The sequence below is a fragment of the Mesorhizobium humile genome (assembly GCF_033977215.1).
Lineage (GTDB): Bacteria > Pseudomonadota > Alphaproteobacteria > Rhizobiales > Rhizobiaceae > Mesorhizobium > Mesorhizobium humile.
Map to the genome: position 1 here is coordinate 198,449 of NZ_JAVIIV010000001.1, position 21,784 is coordinate 220,232.

At 63.7% G+C, this 21,784-nt stretch carries 25 protein-coding genes; 12 read left to right on the top strand and 13 right to left on the bottom strand.

The genetic code is table 11. The features are described from left to right. Positions 1 to 150: 150 nt before the first annotated feature. From coaA to hisB, 9 genes are read right to left on the bottom strand one after another with little or no spacing between them, the layout of a single operon-like run. Positions 151 to 1,110: a type I pantothenate kinase gene (coaA, locus tag RFM52_RS00965; protein ID WP_140801608.1), complete on the bottom strand. Its 960-nt coding sequence runs from the start codon at positions 1,108 to 1,110 to the stop codon at positions 151 to 153. 23 nt (positions 1,111 to 1,133) lie between these two features. Continuing rightward, positions 1,134 to 1,457 carry a phosphoribosyl-ATP diphosphatase gene (locus RFM52_RS00970; protein ID WP_320293992.1) on the bottom strand — a complete coding sequence of 108 codons (324 nt, stop codon included), beginning with the start codon at positions 1,455 to 1,457 and terminating at the stop codon, positions 1,134 to 1,136. A gap of 9 nt (positions 1,458 to 1,466) precedes the next feature. Then, on the bottom strand, positions 1,467 to 2,261 hold the full coding sequence (hisF, locus tag RFM52_RS00975) for an imidazole glycerol phosphate synthase subunit HisF (protein ID WP_320293993.1): 795 nt from the start codon (positions 2,259 to 2,261) through the stop codon (positions 1,467 to 1,469). Then, a complete protein-coding gene (locus tag RFM52_RS00980; protein ID WP_320293994.1) occupies positions 2,258 to 3,097 on the bottom strand; it encodes an arginase family protein in 840 nt (279 codons plus the stop codon). Before RFM52_RS00980 ends, hisF begins: the two co-directional genes overlap by 4 nt. Continuing rightward, positions 3,094 to 3,840 (bottom strand): 1-(5-phosphoribosyl)-5-[(5-phosphoribosylamino)methylideneamino]imidazole-4-carboxamide isomerase, encoded by a 747-nt coding sequence (gene hisA, locus RFM52_RS00985; RefSeq protein WP_320293995.1) that lies wholly within the window; start codon positions 3,838 to 3,840, stop codon positions 3,094 to 3,096. The genes RFM52_RS00980 and hisA overlap by 4 nt, the downstream gene beginning before the upstream one ends. A 3-nt stretch (positions 3,841 to 3,843) precedes the next feature. Then, the gene (locus tag RFM52_RS00990) at positions 3,844 to 4,134 is read right to left on the bottom strand and encodes a DUF1330 domain-containing protein (RefSeq protein WP_320293996.1); all 291 of its coding nucleotides are present in this window, start codon (positions 4,132 to 4,134) and stop codon (positions 3,844 to 3,846) included. 2 nt (positions 4,135 to 4,136) lie between these two features. Further along, a complete protein-coding gene (gene hisH / locus RFM52_RS00995; RefSeq protein WP_320293997.1) occupies positions 4,137 to 4,787 on the bottom strand; it encodes an imidazole glycerol phosphate synthase subunit HisH in 651 nt (216 codons plus the stop codon). 1 nt (position 4,788) lies between these two features. Then, complete coding sequence (locus RFM52_RS01000) at positions 4,789 to 5,265, bottom strand: DUF2628 domain-containing protein (RefSeq protein ID WP_320293998.1); 477 nt, start codon at positions 5,263 to 5,265, stop codon at positions 4,789 to 4,791. A gap of 4 nt (positions 5,266 to 5,269) precedes the next feature. Then, on the bottom strand, positions 5,270 to 5,866 hold the full coding sequence (hisB, locus tag RFM52_RS01005) for an imidazoleglycerol-phosphate dehydratase HisB (protein WP_320293999.1): 597 nt from the start codon (positions 5,864 to 5,866) through the stop codon (positions 5,270 to 5,272). 215 nt (positions 5,867 to 6,081) lie between these two features. Here hisB and hslV point away from each other — a divergent pair, with 215 nt between their 5' ends. The 5 genes from hslV to RFM52_RS01030 all read left to right on the top strand — a co-directional run bounded on the left by hslV (position 6,082) and on the right by RFM52_RS01030 (position 10,340). Further along, positions 6,082 to 6,633, top strand: a complete 552-nt coding sequence (gene hslV, locus RFM52_RS01010; RefSeq protein WP_040986886.1) for an ATP-dependent protease subunit HslV — start codon at positions 6,082 to 6,084, stop codon at positions 6,631 to 6,633. A gap of 45 nt (positions 6,634 to 6,678) precedes the next feature. Continuing rightward, the gene (locus RFM52_RS01015) at positions 6,679 to 7,203 is read left to right on the top strand and encodes a GNAT family N-acetyltransferase (RefSeq protein WP_320294000.1); all 525 of its coding nucleotides are present in this window, start codon (positions 6,679 to 6,681) and stop codon (positions 7,201 to 7,203) included. A gap of 4 nt (positions 7,204 to 7,207) precedes the next feature. Beyond that, positions 7,208 to 7,807 carry a DUF2585 domain-containing protein gene (locus RFM52_RS01020; RefSeq protein ID WP_320294449.1) on the top strand — a complete coding sequence of 200 codons (600 nt, stop codon included), beginning with the start codon at positions 7,208 to 7,210 and terminating at the stop codon, positions 7,805 to 7,807. 5 nt (positions 7,808 to 7,812) lie between these two features. Beyond that, on the top strand, positions 7,813 to 9,123 hold the full coding sequence (gene hslU, locus RFM52_RS01025; protein WP_320294001.1) for an ATP-dependent protease ATPase subunit HslU: 1,311 nt from the start codon (positions 7,813 to 7,815) through the stop codon (positions 9,121 to 9,123). A gap of 257 nt (positions 9,124 to 9,380) precedes the next feature. After that, positions 9,381 to 10,340, top strand: coding sequence for a DUF1402 family protein (locus RFM52_RS01030; protein ID WP_320294002.1), 960 nt, complete (start codon positions 9,381 to 9,383; stop codon positions 10,338 to 10,340). A gap of 286 nt (positions 10,341 to 10,626) precedes the next feature. On the opposite strand, the gene RFM52_RS01035 is transcribed toward RFM52_RS01030, so the two are convergent. Genes RFM52_RS01035 through RFM52_RS01045 form a run of 3 tightly spaced genes read right to left on the bottom strand, consistent with a single transcriptional unit; the run spans position 10,627 to position 13,309 of the window. Beyond that, positions 10,627 to 11,853 (bottom strand): NAD(P)/FAD-dependent oxidoreductase, encoded by a 1,227-nt coding sequence (locus RFM52_RS01035; protein WP_320294003.1) that lies wholly within the window; start codon positions 11,851 to 11,853, stop codon positions 10,627 to 10,629. 5 nt (positions 11,854 to 11,858) lie between these two features. After that, a complete protein-coding gene (locus RFM52_RS01040; RefSeq protein WP_320294004.1) occupies positions 11,859 to 12,173 on the bottom strand; it encodes a MocE family 2Fe-2S type ferredoxin in 315 nt (104 codons plus the stop codon). A gap of 38 nt (positions 12,174 to 12,211) precedes the next feature. Beyond that, positions 12,212 to 13,309, bottom strand: a complete 1,098-nt coding sequence (locus RFM52_RS01045) for a fatty acid desaturase family protein (protein ID WP_320294450.1) — start codon at positions 13,307 to 13,309, stop codon at positions 12,212 to 12,214. A gap of 182 nt (positions 13,310 to 13,491) precedes the next feature. On the opposite strand from RFM52_RS01045, the gene RFM52_RS01050 reads away from it, so the two are divergent. After that, the gene (locus RFM52_RS01050; RefSeq protein WP_320294005.1) at positions 13,492 to 14,523 is read left to right on the top strand and encodes a LacI family DNA-binding transcriptional regulator; all 1,032 of its coding nucleotides are present in this window, start codon (positions 13,492 to 13,494) and stop codon (positions 14,521 to 14,523) included. 284 nt (positions 14,524 to 14,807) lie between these two features. Here RFM52_RS01050 and RFM52_RS01055 read toward each other — a convergent pair whose 3' ends face one another. After that, positions 14,808 to 14,957 carry a hypothetical protein gene (locus tag RFM52_RS01055; RefSeq protein ID WP_320294006.1) on the bottom strand — a complete coding sequence of 50 codons (150 nt, stop codon included), beginning with the start codon at positions 14,955 to 14,957 and terminating at the stop codon, positions 14,808 to 14,810. A gap of 289 nt (positions 14,958 to 15,246) precedes the next feature. Between RFM52_RS01055 and RFM52_RS01060 the strand changes: the two genes are divergently transcribed. The 6 genes from RFM52_RS01060 to RFM52_RS01085 all read left to right on the top strand — a co-directional run bounded on the left by RFM52_RS01060 (position 15,247) and on the right by RFM52_RS01085 (position 21,779). Continuing rightward, positions 15,247 to 16,188 carry a sugar ABC transporter substrate-binding protein gene (locus RFM52_RS01060; RefSeq protein ID WP_320294007.1) on the top strand — a complete coding sequence of 314 codons (942 nt, stop codon included), beginning with the start codon at positions 15,247 to 15,249 and terminating at the stop codon, positions 16,186 to 16,188. Between the two features lie 148 nt (positions 16,189 to 16,336). Further along, positions 16,337 to 17,413 carry an ABC transporter permease gene (locus RFM52_RS01065; RefSeq protein ID WP_320294008.1) on the top strand — a complete coding sequence of 359 codons (1,077 nt, stop codon included), beginning with the start codon at positions 16,337 to 16,339 and terminating at the stop codon, positions 17,411 to 17,413. A gap of 2 nt (positions 17,414 to 17,415) precedes the next feature. After that, complete coding sequence (locus RFM52_RS01070) at positions 17,416 to 18,186, top strand: ATP-binding cassette domain-containing protein (protein WP_140641685.1); 771 nt, start codon at positions 17,416 to 17,418, stop codon at positions 18,184 to 18,186. Between the two features lie 79 nt (positions 18,187 to 18,265). Beyond that, positions 18,266 to 19,258: an inositol 2-dehydrogenase gene (gene iolG / locus RFM52_RS01075; protein WP_320294009.1), complete on the top strand. Its 993-nt coding sequence runs from the start codon at positions 18,266 to 18,268 to the stop codon at positions 19,256 to 19,258. Between the two features lie 374 nt (positions 19,259 to 19,632). Continuing rightward, a complete protein-coding gene (locus RFM52_RS01080; protein WP_320294010.1) occupies positions 19,633 to 20,427 on the top strand; it encodes an SDR family oxidoreductase in 795 nt (264 codons plus the stop codon). Between the two features lie 260 nt (positions 20,428 to 20,687). After that, on the top strand, positions 20,688 to 21,779 hold the full coding sequence (locus tag RFM52_RS01085; RefSeq protein WP_320294011.1) for a 3-deoxy-7-phosphoheptulonate synthase: 1,092 nt from the start codon (positions 20,688 to 20,690) through the stop codon (positions 21,777 to 21,779). The last annotated feature ends 5 nt before the right edge of the window (positions 21,780 to 21,784 follow it).

The window sequence follows — 21,784 nt, forward strand, 5'->3', positions numbered from 1 at the left end:
ACTGCTGGAGCTCATGGGACCGCTTCCCGTGAAGACAAACTTGCGACGTTCAGCACCGGCACCAGGATGGAAGCCAGCGCCAGCACCGTCTCCCAGTTGGAGTCCGGCTGGCGAAGCTAGTCGGGATTGCCTAAGACGCCGTTAAGCGGGTCACAATTTCCTTAACGCCACTTCCTCGATCAGGTGGTTGGCGCCTTTGCGCAGGATGAGATCGGCGCGCGCCCTGGTCGGCAGGATGTTCTCGCGCAGGTTCTTCAGGTTGATGTTGGCCCAGAGCCCTTCGGCGATGGCCCGCGCGGCATCCTGCGAAAGCTGCGAATAGCGATGGAAGAAGGAGTCCGGGTTGCGGAAGGCGGTTTCGCGCAGGCGCATGAAGCGCTGGATATACCACTGATGGATCAGCTTCTCGTCGGCATCGATATAGATGGCGAAATCGAAGAAGTCGGACAGGAACGGCACGATCTTGCCGTCCTTCGGCAGCTTTCCCGGCTGCAAGACGTTGATGCCTTCGAAGATCAATATATCCGGACGGTCGATGGTGACGAACTCGCCGGGGATGACGTCATAGGTCAGGTGTGAATAGACCGGCGCGATGACGCTGCTTTGCGCCGACTTGATGCCGGACAGGAACCTGAGCAGCGCGCCGACGTCGTAGCTCTCGGGGAACCCTTTGCGCTCCATGAGGTTCTCGCGGCGCAGGATCTCGTTGGGCAAGAGGAAACCGTCGGTGGTGATGAGGTCGACCTTCGGGCTCGACGGCCAGCGCGCCAGAAGCTCCTTCAGCACGCGCGCCGTGGTCGACTTGCCGACCGCGACCGAGCCGGCAATGCCGATGATGAAGGGCGTCTTGACGACGTCCTGCGCCTTGAAGAAGGCCTGGCGCTGCCGAAACAGCAACTGGCTTGCCTCGACATGGGCCGAGAGCAGCCGCGACAGCGAGAGGTAGATGCGCTTGACCTCTTCGAGGTCGACCGGGTCGTTGAGCGAGCGCAGCCGGTCGATCTCGTCTTCCGTCAGCGTCAGCGGCGTGTCGGCGCGGAATTGCGACCATTGCTCGGCGGAGAAGAAACGATAGGGGGAATACTTCTCGGTCGGAGCCAACTGGTCCATCGGGTTTCCTACCCTCTTACCGGTCAGCCCTTTGACCGGGACGCCTTTTCGACAATGCCCGAGCGGCTGGTGCGGCCTTCGAGCTCTTTCAGCACGTCGTCCAACGGAATGCCCGCTATGCCGAGGACGACCAGCCAATGATACAGAAGATCGGCACTTTCCGAAACGAGCGCCTGCCTGTCGCCACGGATGGCGGCGATCACGGTCTCGACCGCTTCTTCGCCGAGCTTCTGCGCCGCCTTGTCCATGCCCTTGGCGAACAGTTTCGCCGTCCATGAGTCAGCGTCGCCGGAATGGGCGCGCTGATGGATGATCGTTTCCAGCTCGGCGAGCGAAAATTGAGCCATAGCAGTGGTTTAAGTCCGATGGGCGGCCGAGTCCAGCCGCATCGGCAGGCCGGCTTTGGCCATATGCGCCTTGGCCTCGGCGATCGTGTAAGTGCCGAAATGGAAGATCGAGGCGGCAAGCACCGCGCCGGCATGGCCGTCGCGGATGCCTTCGACCAGGTGATCGAGCGTTCCGACGCCGCCGGAAGCGATCACCGGCGCGCGCACGGCATCGGCGATCGCGCGCGTGAGCGCAAGGTCGTAGCCGGCCTTGGTGCCGTCGCGGTCCATCGAGGTCAGCAGGATCTCGCCGGCGCCGCGATCGACCATCGTCTTGGCGAATTCAACCGCGTCGATGCCCGTCTTCTCGCGCCCGCCATGGGTGAATATCTCCCAGCGGTCGGTCTCGCCTTGCGCGGAGACCTTCTTGGCGTCGATCGCCACGACGATGCACTGGTTGCCGAACTTGTCGGCGGCTTCCGCGACGAAGTTCGGATTCTTCACCGCCGCCGTGTTGATCGATACCTTGTCGGCGCCGGCCAGAAGCAGCTTGCGGATGTCGGCCACCTGGCGCACGCCGCCGCCGACGGTGAGCGGCATGAAGCACTGCTCGGCCGTCCTGGCGACCACGTCGAAGATCGTCTCGCGATTGTCGGACGAGGCGGTGATGTCGAGGAAGCAGAGCTCGTCGGCGCCGGCCGCGTCGTACGCCTTGGCGGCCTCGACCGGGTCGCCGGCATCGATCAGATCGACGAAATTGACGCCCTTGACCACGCGGCCGTTCTTGACGTCGAGGCAGGGGATGACGCGGGCCTTGAGCATCACTTGCCTTCCAGGGTCGAGAGCAGGTCGACCACCAGCTCGCCGACCAGCGGCGGCACGTCGCCCTTGGGGTCGAAGGCCGGATCGTAGGCGGAAATGGTCAGCCCGGCGATGGCGAGCGGCCCGGCGAGGCCGCACATCGCCATGCGCATCTGCTCCGGCGCCGGGCCGCCGGGCGTGGTGTAGCGGTTGGCTTGCAGCTTTTCGGGGTCGTGCACGTCGAGGTCGACATGCATATGCACCCGGGTTGCGCCGTCGACCTTCAGCCGTTGCGCAGCAGCCTTCCAGTCCGGGCACTCGGTCCGGATTACGGGCAGCGTCTTCAACAGCGCCTTTTCGGCTTCGTCGAGGTCGCGCGCATTGACCAGAACGCAGCGTGATGGATCGACCGGCTTGAAGCCGGGGATCTGGTTGGCCATCGGCCGCCAGCACAGGCCCAGCGCGACAGCCAGCGCCATGCCGTCGAGAAAGCCCGTCGTGGTGGTTTCCGGCGTGTTGAGGTCGCCATGCTGGTCGGCCCAGATGATGGCGTCGGCGCCGGCGCCGGCCACGGCGCCCGCGGCAGTCAGGCAGTTGCCCGCCAGCACGATCGGAAACCGCTTCCTGTCCAGCGCAATGCGGACCTGGCCGGAAACGGCGTTGCAGACGGCGAATCCGGTGCTGATCTCGCGCTCGTCTTCGTCCTCGACCACCTTGCCGATGTCATGCACCTCGACGTCATGGCCGGCGAGCTTCAGCGCCTCGGCCAGTCCGCCTGAGATCAGCGCGTCCGGGCCCTGGCCGCAGCCACCGTGGAAATGGCCGCTGTCATAGGAGGCCAGGATGATGGAAATGTTCACGCTCTTGCCTCCGCCCGCTCGCCGCGCAGGATCGCCAGCGCCTCGGCCGGGTCGATACGTCCGTCATATAGGGCGCGGCCAGAGATCGCGCCTTCCAGTTTCTTCGCGTCGGGCATGGTCATGCGCACGATGTCGGCGATCGAGGCGAGGCCGCCGGATGCGATCACCGGAATGGACACCGCCTCGGCGAGGTCGATGGTCGAATCCCAGTTGATGCCGGTCAGCACGCCGTCGCGATCGATATCGGTGTAGACGATGGCGGCGACGCCGGCCCCCTCGAATTTCTTCGCCAGTTCGACGACGCCGAGCTCGGAGGCTTCGGCCCAGCCTTCCACCGCGACCTTGCCGCCCTTGGCGTCGATGCCGACGGCGACCTTGCCCGGGAAAGCCTTGCATGCTTGCTTCACCAGCTCAGGTTCGCGCACCGCGACCGTGCCGAGGATGACGCGGGCGAGACCGCGATCCAGCCAATCCTCGATCTGCGGCAGGGTACGGATGCCGCCGCCGAGCTGTACCGGGTTCTTCGTCGCCTTGAGGATGGCGCCAACCGCGGCGGAGTTGACGCTCTGGCCCTTGAAGGCGCCGTTGAGGTCGACGACATGCAGCCACTCGAAACCTTGGTCCTCGAAGGCCTTCGCCTGCGCGGCGGGATCGTCATTGTAGATGGTGGCGGTGGCCATATCGCCGTGCTTAAGGCGCACGCATTGGCCGTCCTTGAGGTCTATCGCCGGAAACAGGATCATGGATCAGGCGCCCTCGACGATGACGAAATGGCCGGTCGAAGCGGCGAGCCGGAATTTTGAGGCTTCCTGGTATTCGGGCGACTCGTAGCAAGCGAGCGCCGTCTCATAGGACTCGAATTCCACCACCACATGGCGGTTGCCTGTCGGCCCCTCCGGACTGGTGTAACGACCGGGCCGGACCGGGAACTTCGCGCCATACTTGGCGAAGGCCTTCCCATTGGCCTCGATGTATTGCCTGTAGACGTCTGGATCGTGGACATCGATCAGCGCGATCCAATAGCCCTTCTTGCTCATCTCTAGGGCCTCCATTTCAGGAAATTGGTGATCAGAGCCAGGCCGAGCGCCTGGCTCTTCTCGGGATGGAATTGCGTGCCGGCAAGGTTGTCGCGGGCAACGGCGGCCGTCACCGGCCCGCCATAGTCGGCGGTCGCCAGCACTTCGGCGGGATTCTTCGCTTCGAGATGATAGGAATGGACAAAATAGGCATGCAATCCCTTCGCGCCGGTCTCGATGCCGGAAAACAGCGGATGCGGGCGGGTAACGTCGATCGTGTTCCAGCCGATCTGCGGGATCTTCAGCGCCGGATCCGACGGCGTGATCTCCTTGACGTCGCCGGCGATCCAGCCGAGGCCCCTGGTGACGGTCTTTTCGAGGCCGCGTTCCGACATCAGCTGCATGCCGACGCAGATGCCGAGGAAAGGCCGCCCCTTGGCGATGGCCGCCTCCTCCACCGCCTCCCACATGCCCGGCACCGCGTGCAGGCCGGCGGCGCAGTCGGCATAGGCGCCGACACCCGGCAAAACGATGCGGTCGGCGGAACGCACGCGCTCCGCGTCGGCCGTCAGCTCGATGGTCGCGGCAAGACCCGCCTCCTGCGCGGCGCGCTCGAAGGCCTTGGTGGCCGAGCGCAGATTGCCCGAGCCGTAATCGATGATGGCTACCCGCATGTCAGGGCCTTCCAGGCGTATGGGTCAGCCCCAGCGCCATGCCGGTTTGCGGCGGACGGGCGAGCGATGCGTCCGGCACGATGCGCGGCATCGGTGCCGCCTCCTCGCCATCCTCGCCGGTTTCCAGCGCATGGCGCGTCTCGGCATCGCCAAGATTGCCGGCCTCGACGACGCCCCATTCCCGCCAGCCGCGCCGCCGCAGCGCCGCGATGCGCAGGGCCTGGCCTTCGAACCCGATATAGAGCGAGACCAGCAGCGACAGCAACGACCCGGCCCCTTCGAGTCCGAGCTTCTCGCCGGTCACCGACAGGATCGCCATGACGACGAAGGTCAGGGCCGCCTCGATCCACAGACGGTGCCAGGCGAGCCAGAGCGGCGCCGCCAGGAAGCCCAGCCAGGTGAAGCTGTCGCGCACGAAAATTGCGTCCCTGGCTTTGTTGTCGCCGGCCGGCGGCTGCATCACGACATAGATCGCCATAGGGCTAGCCTTTCAGGGATCCCTTGGTGGACGGCACCGCGTCGGGCTGGCGCGGATCGGGCTCCAGTGCTGCGCGCAGCGCCCGCGCCACCGCCTTGAAGCAGGTTTCGGCGATATGGTGGTTGTTGGCACCGTAATGATTGGTCACATGCAGCGTGATGCCGGCATTCTGCGCCAGCGCCTGGAAGAACTCGCGCACCAGTTCGGTGTCGAACGTGCCGATCTTCGGCGACGTGAAGGCGACGCTCCAGACCAGGAAGGGCCGGCCGGAGACGTCTATCGCCGCCCTGGTCAGCGTCTCGTCCATGGCAAGCTCGATCGAGGCATAGCGCATGATGCCGCGCCGCTCGCCCAGCGCCTTGCTCAGCGCCTGGCCGACCGCGATCCCGGTGTCCTCGACCGTGTGGTGGTCGTCGATATGCAGGTCGCCCTTGGCCTTGATCTTCATATCGATCAGCGAATGCCGCGACAGCTGGTCGAGCATATGGTCGAAGAAGCCGACGCCGGTCGAAATATCGGCTTTGCCCTTGCCGTCGACATGGACCGAGACCGAAATCTCGGTTTCCTTGGTCTTGCGGCTGACTTCGGCGGAACGCGTCATCGCTCTGTCCTTGTTGCCCGTTCGGAGCCCCGGGGGCTTGAAAACGAGAGCCTTCTATCAGCATGATCCGGCGATTGCCAGTTGCCATTCCGGTCGTTATCGCCCTTGCCGGACGGCGGTTTGCAATCGTTCGCCCTATGCATACATATGGCCGATCAAAACTCACTCGTACCGCGCCAATCGCCTTCAAGGGATAGCGCGAATCGGAGCAGAAAATGTCGAATGAACTCACCATGCACGCCACGACCATCATCAGCGTGCGCAAGGGCAACAAGGTGGTGATCGCCGGCGACGGCCAGGTCAGCCTCGGCCAGACGATCATGAAGGGCAATGCCCGCAAGGTACGCCGCATCGGCAAGGGCGGCAGCGTCATTGCCGGCTTCGCCGGCGCTACCGCCGACGCCTTCACCCTGCTCGAGCGGCTTGAGGCCAAGCTCGAACAATATCCCGACCAGCTGACGCGCGCCTGCGTCGAGCTCGCCAAGGACTGGCGCACCGACCGCTATCTGCGCCGCCTGGAAGCCATGATGCTGGTCGCCGACAAGTCGGTCTCGCTGGCGCTGACCGGCAATGGCGACGTGCTGGAGCCCGAGCATGGCGTCATGGCCATCGGCTCCGGCGGCAATTACGCGCTGGCCGCGGCCCGTGCCCTCATCGACACCGACAAGGATGCCGAGGAGATCGCCCGCAAGGCCATGCAGATCGCGTCCGACATCTGCGTCTACACCAACAACAATTTTGTCGTCGAAACGCTCGATGCCGCTTGAGCGGCTATGATCCCGAAAAGTGGTCACGGGTTTTCGGAAGAGATCATGGTCAATCAGGAACATAGCTACGAATTTCGGCCGGTGACCGAAGAAGACTTGCCGACGATTGCCCGGTGGCTGCGCGAGCCGCATGTCGCCCAGTGGTGGGACGATCCCGGCAAGGAGATCGCCGAAATCAGAGAGCATATGGATTCGGTCTCGGTGGAGCCGCTGATCGTCGAGCTGGACGGCAGGCCGATCGCCTACCTGCAGAGCTACGATCCGCATATGGAGGACGATCATCCCTATGCGGACCAGCCCTTCGGCACGCTGGGCATCGACCTCACGATCGGTCCGCCGGAGCTGGTCGGCATCGGCCATGGCTCGGCCATCGTGCGCCAGTTCGTCGAGGAGCTTTTCGAGGAAGGCGCGCCGCGTGTCATCATCGATCCGCATCCCGACAATGGCCGCGCCATCCGCGCCTATGAGAAGGCGGGCTTCAGGCCGATCGGCCGCAGGCAATCGCAATATGGGGACGTCGTGCTGATGGCCGTCGACGCCGATGACGACGACGAAAATCTGGGGGACTGACTGGATGATCGCGCCTGAAGGGGACAAGACGCTTTCCGCTTACGAAGACAGCTGGCGCATGGGCCTGCTGCTGGTGCTCGCCCTGGTCGTTTTCCAGGCCGGCGTGCTCTACGGCATGGGCCATCCGCCGATCTGCACCTGCGGCTACGTGAAACTCTGGCACGGTGTGGTCAACAGCTCGGAGAATTCCCAGCACATCGCCGACTGGTACACCTTCTCGCATATCATCCACGGCTTCCTGTTCTACGCGCTGGCGACATTCCTGTTTCCGCGTTCGCCGGTCGGGCTGAGGCTGGCTTTCGCCGTCCTCATCGAGGGCGGCTGGGAGATCCTGGAAAACAGCCCCTTCATCATCGACCGCTACCGCGCCGGCACGATCTCGCTCAACTATTACGGCGATTCGATCATCAACTCGGTGTCCGACACGCTGTTCATGGCGCTGGGATTTGTGATGGCGCGAAAGCTACCTATATGGGTGATCGTGGCCCTGGCGCTCATCTTCGAGCTCGGCACGGGCTACATCATCCGGGACAATCTGACGCTCAACGTGATCATGCTGCTGCATCCGTTCGAGTCCATCAGGCAGTGGCAGAGTGGAATTTGAGTCTTATGAGCACCTTTTCTCCCCGCGAAATCGTTTCGGAACTCGACCGCTTCATCATCGGCCAGAAGGACGCCAAGCGCGCCGTGGCGATCGCCTTGCGCAACCGCTGGCGCCGCCAGCAGCTGGAAGGCCAGATGCGCGAAGAGGTGATGCCGAAGAACATCCTGATGATCGGCCCGACCGGCGTCGGCAAGACCGAGATCTCGCGCCGCCTGGCGCGGCTGGCCGGCGCGCCCTTCGTCAAGGTGGAGGCCACCAAGTTCACCGAGGTCGGCTATGTCGGCCGCGATGTCGAGCAGATCGTGCGCGACCTCGTCGAGGTCGCCATCGGCCTGGCGCGCGAAAAAATGCGCGGGGACGTCGGCGCGCGCGCCCAGGTCAACGCCGAGGAACGCGTGCTGGAAGCCCTCGTCGGCAAGACGGCGAGCCCGGCCACCCGCGACAGCTTCCGCAAGAAGCTGCGCGACGGCGAGCTCGACGACAAGGAGATCGAGATCGAGGTGGCCGACACCGGCACCGGCGGCATGCCCGGCTTCGAGATCCCCGGCATGCCGGGCGCCAATGTCGGCGTGCTCAACATCAACGACATGCTGTCGAAGGCGATGGGCGGTCGCAAGACCAAGACCCGCAAGACCACGGTGCGCGATTCCTACGCGCTCTTGGTCAATGACGAGTCCGACAAGCTGCTGGACCAGGACGAGGTGGTGCGCAGGGCGCTGGAATCGGCCGAGAATGACGGCATCGTCTTCCTCGACGAGATCGACAAGATCGCGGCCAGGAGCGACATTTCGGGCGGCCCGTCACGCGAAGGCGTGCAGCGCGACCTGCTGCCGCTGGTCGAAGGCACCACGGTTGCGACCAAATATGGGCCGATCAAGACCGACCATATCCTGTTCATAGCTTCGGGCGCCTTCCACGTCTCCAAGCCGTCCGACCTTTTGCCGGAGCTGCAGGGCCGCCTGCCGATCCGTGTCGAGCTGCGCGCGCTGGAGAAGGCGGATTTCATCCGCATCCTCACCGAGACGGAAGCGAGCCTCATCAAGCAGTATATCGCGCTGATGAAGACCGAAGGCGTCGAGCTGACCTTCACCGACGACGCCATCGATTCGCTTGCCGGCATCGCCGTCGACCTCAATGCCAGCGTCGAGAATATCGGCGCGCGGCGCCTGCAGACCGTGATGGAGCGCGTGCTGGACGAGATTTCCTACGACGCCCCGGACCGCAATGGCACCGCCGTCACCATCGACGCCGCCTATGTCGAGAAGCATGTCGGCGACCTGTCGCGCAACACCGACCTGTCGCGGTTCATCCTTTAAGCCTGGTGCCGATTTCGGGCTGGCCTTCGAGCTGGCCCGAAAAACGCGCACACCATCAAGGTGTGGCCAAATGGAAGCATCTGGCCACCATTTTTGGTCGCCGTCGGCAGCCTTCTCTCGACTCTGGCGGGCGCTTTACCTAGGTTGCCGCGCATTCCGAAAGCAATTTCAAGAAAGCGGTTTTCCGTCTGAAATTGCGTTCAATCAAATGGTTGGGGTGGATCGGCGATAGCCGAGCCGCCCCAAGGCGGCGGCGAATGAAGAAGTACCTGTTTCTCCTTGTTGGTCTTGCGCTGGCGGCGGCGGTGGCGATCGCCGATGCCGCGACCATGGTGCCGCCGGGCAACCGCAACGCGGTGCAGCCGGATATTCCGGGCGCCTCCAGCCGGCGCACCCAGGCCACCAACACCACCTTCCAGGCCAAGTACCGCAAGGTCTACGCGCTGCTGCAGAACGATGCCGAGCTGCGCGGTAAGATCAGGAAGGTGGCTGCGGCTTACGGCATCGATCCTATGCATATCGTCGGCGCCATCGTCGGCGAGCACACCTACAATGTCGACGCCTATGACCGGCTGCAGACCTATTACGTCAAGGCGATGTCGTATCTGTCGAGCAAGCTCACCTTTGCCTATGACGGCGAGGATGTCAGCGATTTCGTCCAGCGGCCGGAATTCAAGAAATGCGCCGGCACGGACGACAGCTACGACCTTTGGGAATGCCGCGAGCAGGTCTGGAACCGCTCCTTCCGCGGCAAGACCGTCGGCGGCGAGGATTTCCCCAACGACCGCTTCGGAGCCACTTTCTTCCAGCCTTATTATGCCGGCCAGACCTTCGGCCTCGGCCAGTTGAACCCGCTGACGGCGTTGCAGATGAGCGACCTGGTGCACAAGGTCTCGGGCCTGCCCAGGCTCGACGTCGGCGATCCCAACACGGTCTACAAGACCATCATGGACCCGGATCTGACGCTGCCCTACGTCGCTGCCACCATCAAGAAGTCGATCGACGCTTACCGCAACATCGCCGGCTTCGACATCTCTAAAAATCCGGGCCTGACCGCCACGCTCTACAATGTCGGCAACCCCGAGCAGCGCGCCTATGCGCTGAAGGCCGAGAACGAAAAACGCCGCGCTGCCGGTGAACCGGAAAAGCTGCCCGAAGAGAACTATTACGGCTGGCTGGTCAACGACAAGCTGGATGAGCTGAAGGCGCTGTTTTAGAGCGTCAGGCTTAGGGAGGGAAGCCAGGTTTGAGCTCAATTCAACCGTGTTTGCGCTGTCCCGCCAACCTTTCCTTCGTCATTCTAGGGTCTGCGCGCGTCGCTTCGCTGCTTGCTCCGCCCCAGAATGACGAAGGATAGGTCGCCGCCTTACCCACGGCGCCCCCCTGTCGACCTTTGACGATATCTCCAAGATGTTGGCACCGCGTATGCAATTGTCACGCCGGGGAGAAGATACCTGCAGGCAGACGAGGGGCAGCGCCGAGATCAACAGTTGGCGCGACAGCTTACGCCGCCAGCAGCGACTTCAGCTTGACCGCCTGCGAGCCGAGCGCCTCCGGCGCCGGGCAGGCCCGCTTGGCGATCAGCATTTCCGCCAGGCGGATATCGCGCGCCACCGCATTGCCGGGGCCGATGCCGCTGGCCGCGACCAGCCTGCCGTCCTCGGCAAGGTGGAACAGGATGAAGGCGCCGTCATCGAGATCGCGCCTCACCGTCGAGCGGCCTTCGTCCGACAGCCCGGCGATCTGCAGCGTCAACTCGTACTGATCGGACCAGAACCATGGCACGGCGGCATGGGGCTCATTGGCGCCCAGCATGTTCTTTGCGGCGAGTGCGCCCTGCTCCTGCGCGTTGCGCCAGGCTTCCAGCCGAACCCGCCGCCCGCCATAGACCGCAAGCGGGAAGGAACAGCAATCGCCGGCGGCGAAGATATCCGGGTCGGCGCTGCGCAAATGTTCGTCCACGGCGATGCCGTTGTCGACCGCAAGTCCTGCCTCGGCGGCGAGCGCCGTCACTGGCACCGCACCGATGCCGATCACCGCGAGATCGGCGACGACCTCCTGCCCGTCGGCAAGCGCGATGCGAACCTCCTTGCCGTCATCGGCAATCGCCGTGATGACCTGGCCGGTGAGGACCTTCACGCCTTCGGCTTCATGCGCCTTGTGGATGATTTCGGCGATCTCGGCCGGCACGCCGCGCATCAGGATGCGCGGCTGCGCCTCGATGACCGTGACCGCGGCGCCAAGCCTGCGCGCCGCAGCGCCAAGCTCGAGACCGATGAACCCGCCGCCGATGATGGCGACACGGTTGCCAGCGCTGAGATGCGCACGGATGGCCAAAGCATCGTTGAAGGTCCTGAGATAGACGCAGCGGCCGCCCAGGCCCGGCATCGGCAGCTTGCGCGGCACGGACCCGGTCGCCAGCAGCAGCTTGTCGTAGGAAAGGGAGGATCCGTCCGACAGCTGCACGAGATGCGCGGCGCGGTCGATCGCGACGGCCCGGACGGAATGGATGTGCCGGATCGAGCGTTCCGCGAAGAGCGCGTCGCTGGCGATCGCCTTGATGGCCGGCGCCTCGCCGGTCATCGCTTCCTTCGACAGCGGCGGCCGCTCATAAGGCAGATGCGGCTCGTCGCCCACCAGCGTCACCGGCCCTTCATAACCGAGATCGCGCAGCGCCAGCGCGGCGCGGCCGCCGCATTCGCCGGCGCCGATGATCAGCATCCCCGCCATCGTCGTCACCCGATCTGGACCAGGACTTTGCCGGCGTCGACCTTGACCGGATAGGTCTTGAGGTTGACGCAGACCGGCGCGCCACGCGCGTCGCCGGTCTTGTAGTTGAAGCGGCCATTGTGCTTGGGGCACTCGATGATGTCGTCCATCACCAGCCCGTCGGCCAGATGCACCTTTTCATGCGTGCACAGGCCGTCGGTCGCGAAATATTCGTCGTCCGGGCTGCGGTAGATGGCAAAGGTGTGGCCGGCATGGTCGAACCGCATCACGTCCTCTTCATCGATGTCTCCGGCCGCGCAGGCCTCGACCCAGTCGCTCATCTCGTCCTCCAGCGAATATCCTTGAATTTCCTTCGGCCTCACTCCGCGGCGGCAGCCATCGGAATGTCGTTATGCAGTTCCTCGCGATAGGGCTTCGCCGTCGGCGGCAGCGCCCGCTTGAGGAAATAGTCCTCGTTGCGCAGCTGGCGCAGGAAGGCCGGGATCATCTCGCGATAGCCGGCCAGGATCGAAGGCGTCGGCGCCGGCAGGTCGTGCTTGATCATCGCATGCAGCTTCGGCAGCGCATGATAGGGCACCATCGGGAACATGTGATGTTCCACATGGTAGTTCATGTTCCAGTAGATGAACCGGCTGATCGGATTCATGTAAACGGTGCGGCTGTTCAGCCGGTGATCGGTGACGTTCTCGGCAAGCCCGCCATGCTGCAGCAGGCCGGTCAAGACGTGGTGCCAGGCGCCATAGAGCCGGGGCAGGCCGATCAGCATCAGTGGCAGCCAGGAGTGCAGGTAGAGGGCCAGGGCGATGGTCGCGATGTAGATGGCGAGCCATATGCGGGCCACGCGGATCGCCTTCGGCTGCTCCTGCTCGGGAATGAATGTTTTTTCGGCGGCGCTGATGACGCCGGCGGCGTTGCGCACCATGTCGACCATCGCGTGCCAGGCGTCGAGAATGCCGAAGAAATTCAGCACCACGCGCGCAAGGTCCGGCGGCCGCATGACGGCGATCTCGGGGTCGCGGCCGATGATGATGGTATCGGTATGGTGGCGCGTGTGGCTCCAGCGCCAGGTCACCGGGTTGCGCATGATCATGAAGCAGGCGAGCTGGTAGACGGCGTCGTTCATCCACTGCGTGCGGAAGGCCGTGCCATGGCCGCATTCGTGCCAGCGGGAATCGGTCGAGGAGCCGTAGAGCGTGCCATAGACGAACAGGAACGGCACGCACCACCAGCTGCCCCAGAACCAGATGCCGCCCGCGGCGCTGACGATGAAGGCGGCCAGCCAGGTGATGGTGTCGCGGATCGCCGGCTGGTCGGAGCGCTGCATCAGCTCCTTCATCTGCTTGCGCGGGATCTCGGTGTGGTACCACTCGGCCGCCGCCAGCCCGTTCTCGACCGCGCGTTTTGCATCGCGGCCGGTCAGGCTGTAGTCGCGCGGCGACGCCGCCGAAGACGTCATGGCCGTCATTGAGGTTCCTCCAACAGCGCCTGGCGAACGGCTCCCGCAAGTCCGGGCTCGTCCATAGCCGGCTTCCACCTCAACATACCGCCAGCCTATGATAGTCTCAACATCAGGAAGATAGTTTCTATCATTTCCTATCAGATTGAGCTATCCTGAGCCGGATAAGCGATGGAGCATTCATGGCAAAGCGGCCGACCATTACCGATCTCGCGCGCGTCTCGGGCGTCAGCGTCGCCACCGTCGACAGAGTGCTGAACAGCCGCCTGCGGGTGCGCGAGGAAACGGCGCGCCGGGTCTACGAGGCGGCCACCGAGATCGGCTATCATGCGGCCGGGCTGATCAAGCAGCGCATGCGCCAGGAATTGCCGGAATACCGGCTCGGTTTCCTGCTGCTGAGGGGCAATGATGTCTTCTATGGCGATTTCGCCAGGGAGCTCGAGCTGGCGGTTTCGCAGTCGCAACGTTTCCGCGGCACCGCTGCGATCGACTTCGCCACGTCGCTGGCGCCCGATGAGATCGCCGACCAGATGCGCAAACTGGCGGCCAAATCGAGAGCCGTCGCCGTCGTCGGCCCGGATCACCCGACGCTGACGGCGGTCGTGGAGGCGCTGAAGGCGAGGGGGCAGCCGGTCTTCTCGCTGCTGTCTGATTTCGCCGCCGGCATCCGTGAGGGTTATGTCGGTCTCGACAACCGCAAGGTCGGGCGCAGCGCCGCGTGGATGATCGCCAAGGCGGCCAGGAAACCGGGCAAGGTCGCGCTCTTCGTCGGCAGCCACCGCTTCCACGGCCATGAACTGCGTGAGATCGGCTTCCGCTCCTATTTCCGCGAGCACGCGCCGGATTTCACCGTGATGGAGACGCTGGTCAACCTCGAGGCCAATGACGTGACGCATGACGCCATGCTCGATCTTCTGGCGCGCCATCCCGATCTTGCCGGTTGCTACGTCGCCGGCGGTGGCATGGAAGGCGCCGTCTCGGCGCTGAGGACGGCGCGCCCGGCCGAGATGCCGGTCGTCATCTGCAACGAGATCAACGCCGTCTCGCGCGCGGCGCTCGCCGACAACATCCTCACCATGGTGATCTCGACGCCGCTCGCGGCGCTCTGCCGGGAACTCGTCGGGCTGATGGCGCATGCCATCGAAAGCGGCGCGGCCAATGCGCCCGGACAGACCTTCCTGCCCTTCGACATCTACCTGCCTGAAAACATCTAGGTCTCCAGCACAGGGGTTTTGATCGGTCGGCTCTGTTTGCGTTGGCAGGCGGCATTCCTTGGAGATTGGCCGAAACGCCCATCGCGATCGTCATTCTAGGGCGGAGCAGGAGCGAAGCTCCGTTGCGAAGACCCTAGAATCCATGCCGTTACCTTGGCCAAGGCGTGCAACGGAGCAAAATTCTGCACAGTGGCGGCGCATCCAAGTCACGGCATGGATTCTATGGTCTGCGCCGCGTCGCTTCGCTCCTTGCTCCGCCATAGAATGACGAGGTTGGGGCGGCTTCAGCCAATCCCCGGCGTTTGCGCTGATTTCACGGAAATGAACGAAAAATCTTGCACCAAGACAAACGGCAACCTTTCAAAAATCCCTGCGTCTGGGAACTGACCCCGGAGCAATGTGAAAGAATCCATCAGACTGATGGATTCTTTCATGGCGGTTTGCGGCGATTCCAGCCCATCATGGTCTTCGTCACGTCGATAGTGATCGAAAAACCGGCCGCCTCGGTCGGAATCACCCTTGACGTTTCCAAGCGAAATGGAATAAATATTTCACTAGCTAGGCTTTTTGGTTCTTTCGTTCCGAAGCGTCTGTTTCGAACGGAGGACGAGGCGCTCCATCGAATTGGCAGCGCCGCATGGCCGCAGGGAGAGATTCCCCGGGCAAACCGGGGATTCCGGTTCAAAATGGGTGCAGCCGGACACCAAGTGGAGGAGAGATAAAATGAAGAAACTGCTTTTGGGCGTCGCGCTTTCGGCGCTGATGTGTTCATCCGCCTTCGCCGCCAAGATCGGCGTCTCGATGGCGCGCTTCGACGATAATTTCCTGACCGTGCTGCGCAACGGCATGATCGCGCAGGCCAAGGGCATGAGCGGCGTCGAGCTTCAGGTCGAGGACGCGCAGAACGATGTGGCCAAGCAACTCGACCAGATCAAGAACTTCGCCGCCTCCGGCGTCGACGCCATCATCGTAAACCCGGTCGACACCTCGGCCACGCAGGCGATGTCGGACGCGGCCGCCGCTGCCAAGATCCCGCTGGTCTACGTCAACCGCGAGCCGGTCAACGTCAACTCGCTGCCGGACAACCAGGCCTTCGTCGCTTCGAACGAGGCCGATTCCGGCACTCTCGAGACCAAGGAAGTCTGCCGCCTCTTCAAGGAAGCCGGCAAGAAGGAAGCCAATGTCTATGTGATCATGGGCGAGCTTTCCAACCAGGCCGCGGTGCAGCGGACCAAGGACATCGACAACGTGATCGCCACGCCGGAGTGCAGTTTCATCAAGATCATCGACAAGCAGACCTCGAACTGGCAGCGCGACCAGGCGCAGAACCTGATGACCAACTGGCTGTCGACCGCCAAGCCGTTCGACGGTGTCATCGCCAACAACGACGAAAGCGCCATCGGCGCCATCCAGGCGATGAAGGCCGCCAATATCGACATGAAGACCATGATCGTCGGCGGCGTCGACGCCACGCAGGACGCGTTGGCCTCGATGCAAGCAGGCGACCTCAAGGTGACCGTATTCCAGGATGCGGCCGGCCAGGGTGCTGGCGCGCTCGACGCGGCGCTGAAGCTCGCCAAGGGCGAGAAGGTGGACCACAAGGTCTACATTCCGTTCCAGCTCGTCACGCCGGCGAATATCGACAAGTTCCTGAAGAAGAACTGAGGCCACGGGCCGGTTCATAAGGAGCGGCGCTTCAGGATGGCGGGCCGAACCAGGCGTCCGAAGCCGATACACGAAGAACAGTGCCGCTCCTCGCTTCCACCCGCCCTCTCGGGCGGGTGGGCGAACGCGGCCCAAGGAGGAGAAAATCGTGGCACAGACATCGCATGGCGTTGGTGGGCTCACCTATGATGCCAAGAAGCGCCCTTGGCCGCCCGAGTTCAACGTTCTCCTGGCGCTCGTCATCCTGGTAGGGCTGTTCGAACTGATTGGCCGGGTCTTCCTCGGCGACAGCTTTCTGTTCAACACGCGTCCGAACGTCGACGCGATCTTCAACGAGCAGCGCCTGCAGATCATCATCCTGCAGGTGTCGATTGTCGGCATCATCGCCATCGGCGTCACGCAGGTCATCATCTGCGGCGGCATCGACCTGTCCTCCGGCTCGGTCGTCGGAGCCACCGCCATGATCGCCATGAGCTTCGCCCAGGTGGCGACGGTCAACGGCAACCCCAACCCCAAGGCCATGTTCCTGTCGTATGGCTGGATCGACCTTCCGGTCATCGTGCCGTTGCTGGTCGCGATAGGCTGCGGCCTCATCGCCGGCCTGGTCAACGGCCTGCTGATCGCCTACACGCGCATCCCGCCCTTCATCGCCACGCTGGGCATGATGGTCACCGCGCGCGGCATAGCGAAGTGGTGGTCCAAGGGCGAGCCGATCTCGTTTCCGACCGAAAGCTTCGCGGCAATCGGCAAGGGCCTGATGCCGGTCGTCATCTTCATTTCGCTGGCAATCCTGTTCCAGCTGATCCTGACCTACACCAAATACGGCAAGCACTGCTACGCCATCGGCTCCAACGAGGATGCCGCGCGCATGTCGGGCATCAAGATCGCCAACCACAAGGTGCTGGTCTACGTCATCGCTGCCATCCTCGCCTCGCTCGCGGCAGTGGTGCTCTGTTCCAAGAACCTCACCGCCCAATCCGGCATGGGCGTGATGTATGAGCTCGACGCCATCGCCATGGCGGTCATCGGCGGCGTTTCGCTGTCGGGCGGCCGCGGCTCGATCATCGGCACCGTGATCGGCTCGCTGATCTTCGGCGTCATCATTTCCGGCTTCACCTTCCTGCGCCTCGATGCCTACTATCAGGAGATGGTCAAGGGCGTGATCATCGTCGGCGCGGTCGTTCTCGATCAATGGCGCCAGCGCCGCCGCGCGATAGGAGCTTGACCATGTCCGACATCGTTCTGAAGACCGAAAACCTCACCAAGCATTATGGCGGCGTGCACGCGCTGCAGGAGGCGAATTTCGAGCTGCGCAAGGGCGAGCATGTTGCCATCATGGGCGACAACGGCGCCGGCAAATCGACCTTCGTGCGCCAGATCACCGGCGTCGAGCAGCGCACAGACGGCAAGATCTGGTTCGACGGCAAGGAAGTGAACTTCGCCGGCCCGATCGAGGCGCGCGAGGCGGGCATCGAGACCGTGTTCCAGAACCTCGCGCTGGCCGACGATCTCGACGTGCCGTCGAACCTGTTCCTCGGCCGCGAGAAGGTGCTTTTCAATCTCGGGCCCTTTTCGATCCTCGACCGCAAGGCGATGCGCAAGGCGACGGAGGCGGCACTTGTCCGCACGGCGGTGAAGATCCCGAACCTCTCCAGCACCATCCGCCACATGTCCGGCGGTCAGCGCCAGTGCGTGGCGATCGCCAGGACCGCGACCTTCGCCTCCAAGCTGATCATCATGGACGAGCCGACGGCGGCACTCGGCGTGCAGGAGACGGCGCAGGTCGAAAACATCATCCGCACGCTGAAGGAAAACGGCGAGCCGCTGATCCTGGTCAGCCACAACATGCGCCAGGTGTTCGACCTGGTCGACCGCATCGTCGTCTTCCGCCGCGGCAAGATCGTCGCCAACCTGCGCAAGCAGGACACCGACGGCAACGACATCGTCGCCTACATCACCGGCGCCAAGACCGGGCAGGCGGAGCTTCAGGCCGCCTGACGGGCGCCGCGACGGGATTACCAATCATCCGCGCCAAAAGGCGCGGACATCTTTCAGAACCGCCCTCAAAGGACATTCCATGACACTCCGCTTCGCTCTTCTCGGCGCCGGCCGCATCGGCAAGGTGCATGCCCGCGCCGTCGGCTCAAATCCGCAGGCCAAACTGGTCGCCGTGGCGGATGCCTTCGAGAAAGCGGCGATGGAACTGGCCTCCGCCTATGGCGCCGAGGTGCGCACCATCGATGCCATCGAGAAGTCCGAGGACATCGACGCCGTCATCATCTGCACGCCGACCGACACCCATGCCGATCTGATCGAGCGCTTTGCCAAGGCCGGCAAGGCGATCTTCTGCGAGAAGCCGATCGATCTCTCTGTCAAGCGCGTCGAAAAATGCCTGGCGGTGGTCGAGAAGACCAAGGCCACGCTGATGGTCGGCTTCAACCGCCGCTTCGACCCGCATTTCGCCGCCGTGCGCAAGGCGATCGACGACGGCGCCGTCGGCACGGTCGAGATGGTCACCATCACGTCGCGCGATCCCGGCGCTCCGCCGCTCGACTACATCGCCAGGTCCGGCGGCATTTTCCGCGATATGACCATCCATGATTTCGACATGGCGCGCTTCCTGCTCGGCGAGGAGCCGGTTGCGGTGAGCGCCCACGCCTCGGTGCTGGTCGACAAGAAGATTGGCGAAGCCGGCGATTTCGACTCGGTCAGCGTCATCCTCGAAACCGCCTCCGGCAAGCAGGCCGTCATCTCCAATTCGCGCCGCGCCACCTATGGCTATGACCAGCGCATCGAGGTGCATGGCTCCAAGGGCATGGTCGCGGCCGAGAACCAGCGGCCGGTGTCGATCGAGCTCGCCAACGACAAGGGCTACACCCGCCCGCCGCTGCACGACTTCTTCATGACCCGCTACATCGACGCCTATGCCAACGAGATCGCCTCCTTCATCGCCGCGGCAACCGCGGGCAAGAAGGCGGCGCCGAGCGGCAAGGACGGGCTGATCGCGCTGAAGCTGGCCGACGCGGCGCTGAAATCGGCCAAGACGGGCAAGACCGTCCGTATCGATTGACCCGACGAGGCAGGTATTTCGATGGCGGTCGGATTGTCTGTCTCTAACGGTTGGCGATTAGCCGGAACGCTTATCAGGTCGTCATCCACGGGCGGAGCAGGAGCGAAGCGACGCGCGCAGACCCGAGGATCCATGCCGTTACATCGGAGCGGTGTTAACGGTGCAGAATTCTGCTCCGCCGGGTTCTTCCGCCGGGTCACGGCATGGATCCTCGGGTCTTCGCGACGGAGCTCCGCTCCTGCTCCGCCCTAGGATGACGAAGTTGAGGACGCTTCGACCAAGTTAACGACGTTGCGGCAAGACATCGGGCAACCGATCGGAACCTCAATGAATCTTGAAAATGCATTGGTAGTCAAAAACACAGGAGCACAGCGATGAGCGGTTTGGCCGGTCGCAATTCACAAACGCGCGCCATCGTCACCGGCGGCGCGCAGGGCATCGGCTTCGCGGTTGCCGAGGCCTTGGCGGATGAGGGCTGCCGCGCGCTGGCGCTGATCGGCCGCTCGCAGGAGAAGGGCGACAAGGCGGTTGCAGTGCTCAAGAAGAGTGGCGTCGACGCCATCTTCATCAGCGCCGATGTCGCCAAGGTTGCCGACTGCAAGCGTGCCGTCGAGACGGCGATCAAGCATTTCGGCACGCTGAACGCGCTGGTCAATGCCGCCGCCACCTCGGCGCGCGGATCGCTGGTCGAGACGTCGGAAGAGCTTTTCGACCAGATATTCGACACCAATGTGCGCGGGCCGTTCTTCCTCATGCAGGGCCTCGTCGCGCATCTCCTTGAGCGCAAGGCGCCGGGCTCGATCGTCAATGTGCTGTCGATGTCGGCGCACGCCGGCCAGTCCTTCCTGACGCCCTATTCGACCAGCAAGGGCGCGCTGATGACGCTGACCAAGAATGTCGCGAGCTCCTACCGGAAGAACCGCATCCGCTGCAACGCCGTGCTGCCCGGCTGGATGGACACCGAGGGCGAGGATATCGTGCAGAAGAAGTGGCACGATGCGCCCGACGACTGGCTGGCAAAGGCCGAGGCCGCGCAGCCCATGGGCCAGTTGGTCAAGCCCGCCCAGCTTGCCCGGCTGATCACCTATATGGTCAGCCCTCAGGCTGGCGTCATGACCGGCTCGCTGGTCGATTACGACCAGAACATCGCTGGCGTGATTGGCGAGTGAGCAATTTCAGGAAAAGTGTGAAGCGGTTTTCCGTTCGGAATTGCGCCAAGCAAAGAGAGAGTGACAAACATCTCCGCATCGACTATATGAGCCGCATGATCCACCTGACCGCCTCGTTTTGGTACTTTAGCTACGGTAGCTCGCTGGCGGCGGGAGGATTGCGCTCGATCTGAAAATTCCAGATCAAAATCCGACAAGCCGCCAGACCTGGCGGCTTTTTTGTTTCAGCCGGCAGGTCTCCTAACCAGGAGCAGAAAGCCGTGTTGACCACCACAGACGACCTTCGGGTCAGAGAACTCAAAGTCCTGAGCACGCCGGACGAGGTGATGCGCGAGATCCCGCGCTCGCTTACGGCGACACGCACCGTTGCCGCTTCGCGCAACGCCATCCATTCCATCCTCACGGGGGCCGACGATCGACTGGTAGTCATCGTCGGCCCTTGTTCCATCCACGATCCGGTCGCCGCCGTGGACTACGCCAGCCGTCTGGCGGCGCTGCGCGAGGCCCTGGCCGACCGGCTCGAGATCGTCATGCGCGTCTATTTTGAGAAGCCGCGCACCACGGTCGGCTGGAAGGGTCTCATCAACGATCCCGACCTCGACGGCAGCTTCAACATCGACAAGGGCTTGCGCATGGCGCGCAACGTTTTGTCGGCCGTCAACAATCTCGGCCTGCCGGCAGCGACCGAATTCCTCGACATGACCACGCCGCAATACATCGCCGACCTCGTCGCCTGGGGCGCCATCGGCGCGCGCACCACCGAAAGCCAGATCCATCGCGAGCTGGCCTCGGGTCTCTCCTGCCCGGTCGGCTTCAAGAACGGCACCGACGGCAATCTTCGGATCGCCGGCGAAGCCGTGAAGTCGGCCGCCCAGCCGCATCATTTCATGGCGGTGACCAAGGACGGCCGCAGCGCCATCGCGGCGACCACCGGCAATGAGGATTGCCACGTCATCCTGCGCGGCGGCATCACGCCGAACTACGATGCGGCAAGCGTCGAGGCCGCGGCTGCCGAGCTCGGCCGCATTGGTGTTGCGCCGCGGCTGATGATCGATGTCAGCCACGCCAACAGCGCCAAGAAGCCTGAAAACCAGCCCAAGGTCGCGCATGACGTGGCGGGGCAGGTGGCGGCGGGGGACGAGCGCATCATCGGCGTCATGATCGAGAGCAATCTCGTCGCCGGCCGGCAGGATGTCGTGCCCGGCAAGCCGCTCACCTACGGCCAGAGCATCACCGACGGCTGCATCGACTGGGCGACCACCGAGACCGTGCTGCACGGCCTTGCCGGCGCCGTCGAATGGCGCCGGTCGGTGAAGCGCGAGCTGCTCGCCAGCCGGCAGGGCGCGGCCTGAACAAA

What these genes read in the sequence shown, in the direction of transcription:
- coaA (WP_140801608.1), bottom strand. Translation starts at nt 1,110, where the DNA reads ATGGACCAGTTGGCTCCGACCGAGAAGTATTCCCCCTATCGTTTCTTC.
- RFM52_RS00970 (WP_320293992.1), bottom strand. Translation starts at nt 1,457, where the DNA reads ATGGCTCAATTTTCGCTCGCCGAGCTGGAAACGATCATCCATCAGCGC.
- hisA (WP_320293995.1), bottom strand. Translation starts at nt 3,840, where the DNA reads ATGATCCTGTTTCCGGCGATAGACCTCAAGGACGGCCAATGCGTGCGC.
- RFM52_RS00990 (WP_320293996.1), bottom strand. Translation starts at nt 4,134, where the DNA reads ATGAGCAAGAAGGGCTATTGGATCGCGCTGATCGATGTCCACGATCCA.
- hisH (WP_320293997.1), bottom strand. Translation starts at nt 4,787, where the DNA reads ATGCGGGTAGCCATCATCGATTACGGCTCGGGCAATCTGCGCTCGGCC.
- RFM52_RS01000 (WP_320293998.1), bottom strand. Translation starts at nt 5,265, where the DNA reads ATGGCGATCTATGTCGTGATGCAGCCGCCGGCCGGCGACAACAAAGCC.
- hisB (WP_320293999.1), bottom strand. Translation starts at nt 5,866, where the DNA reads ATGACGCGTTCCGCCGAAGTCAGCCGCAAGACCAAGGAAACCGAGATT.
- hslV (WP_040986886.1), top strand. Translation starts at nt 6,082, where the DNA reads ATGTCGAATGAACTCACCATGCACGCCACGACCATCATCAGCGTGCGC.
- RFM52_RS01015 (WP_320294000.1), top strand. Translation starts at nt 6,679, where the DNA reads ATGGTCAATCAGGAACATAGCTACGAATTTCGGCCGGTGACCGAAGAA.
- RFM52_RS01020 (WP_320294449.1), top strand. Translation starts at nt 7,208, where the DNA reads ATGATCGCGCCTGAAGGGGACAAGACGCTTTCCGCTTACGAAGACAGC.
- hslU (WP_320294001.1), top strand. Translation starts at nt 7,813, where the DNA reads ATGAGCACCTTTTCTCCCCGCGAAATCGTTTCGGAACTCGACCGCTTC.
- RFM52_RS01030 (WP_320294002.1), top strand. Translation starts at nt 9,381, where the DNA reads ATGAAGAAGTACCTGTTTCTCCTTGTTGGTCTTGCGCTGGCGGCGGCG.
- RFM52_RS01035 (WP_320294003.1), bottom strand. Translation starts at nt 11,853, where the DNA reads ATGGCGGGGATGCTGATCATCGGCGCCGGCGAATGCGGCGGCCGCGCC.
- RFM52_RS01040 (WP_320294004.1), bottom strand. Translation starts at nt 12,173, where the DNA reads ATGAGCGACTGGGTCGAGGCCTGCGCGGCCGGAGACATCGATGAAGAG.
- RFM52_RS01045 (WP_320294450.1), bottom strand. Translation starts at nt 13,309, where the DNA reads ATGACGTCTTCGGCGGCGTCGCCGCGCGACTACAGCCTGACCGGCCGC.
- RFM52_RS01050 (WP_320294005.1), top strand. Translation starts at nt 13,492, where the DNA reads ATGGCAAAGCGGCCGACCATTACCGATCTCGCGCGCGTCTCGGGCGTC.
- RFM52_RS01055 (WP_320294006.1), bottom strand. Translation starts at nt 14,957, where the DNA reads ATGAAAGAATCCATCAGTCTGATGGATTCTTTCACATTGCTCCGGGGT.
- RFM52_RS01060 (WP_320294007.1), top strand. Translation starts at nt 15,247, where the DNA reads ATGAAGAAACTGCTTTTGGGCGTCGCGCTTTCGGCGCTGATGTGTTCA.
- RFM52_RS01070 (WP_140641685.1), top strand. Translation starts at nt 17,416, where the DNA reads ATGTCCGACATCGTTCTGAAGACCGAAAACCTCACCAAGCATTATGGC.
- iolG (WP_320294009.1), top strand. Translation starts at nt 18,266, where the DNA reads ATGACACTCCGCTTCGCTCTTCTCGGCGCCGGCCGCATCGGCAAGGTG.
- RFM52_RS01080 (WP_320294010.1), top strand. Translation starts at nt 19,633, where the DNA reads ATGAGCGGTTTGGCCGGTCGCAATTCACAAACGCGCGCCATCGTCACC.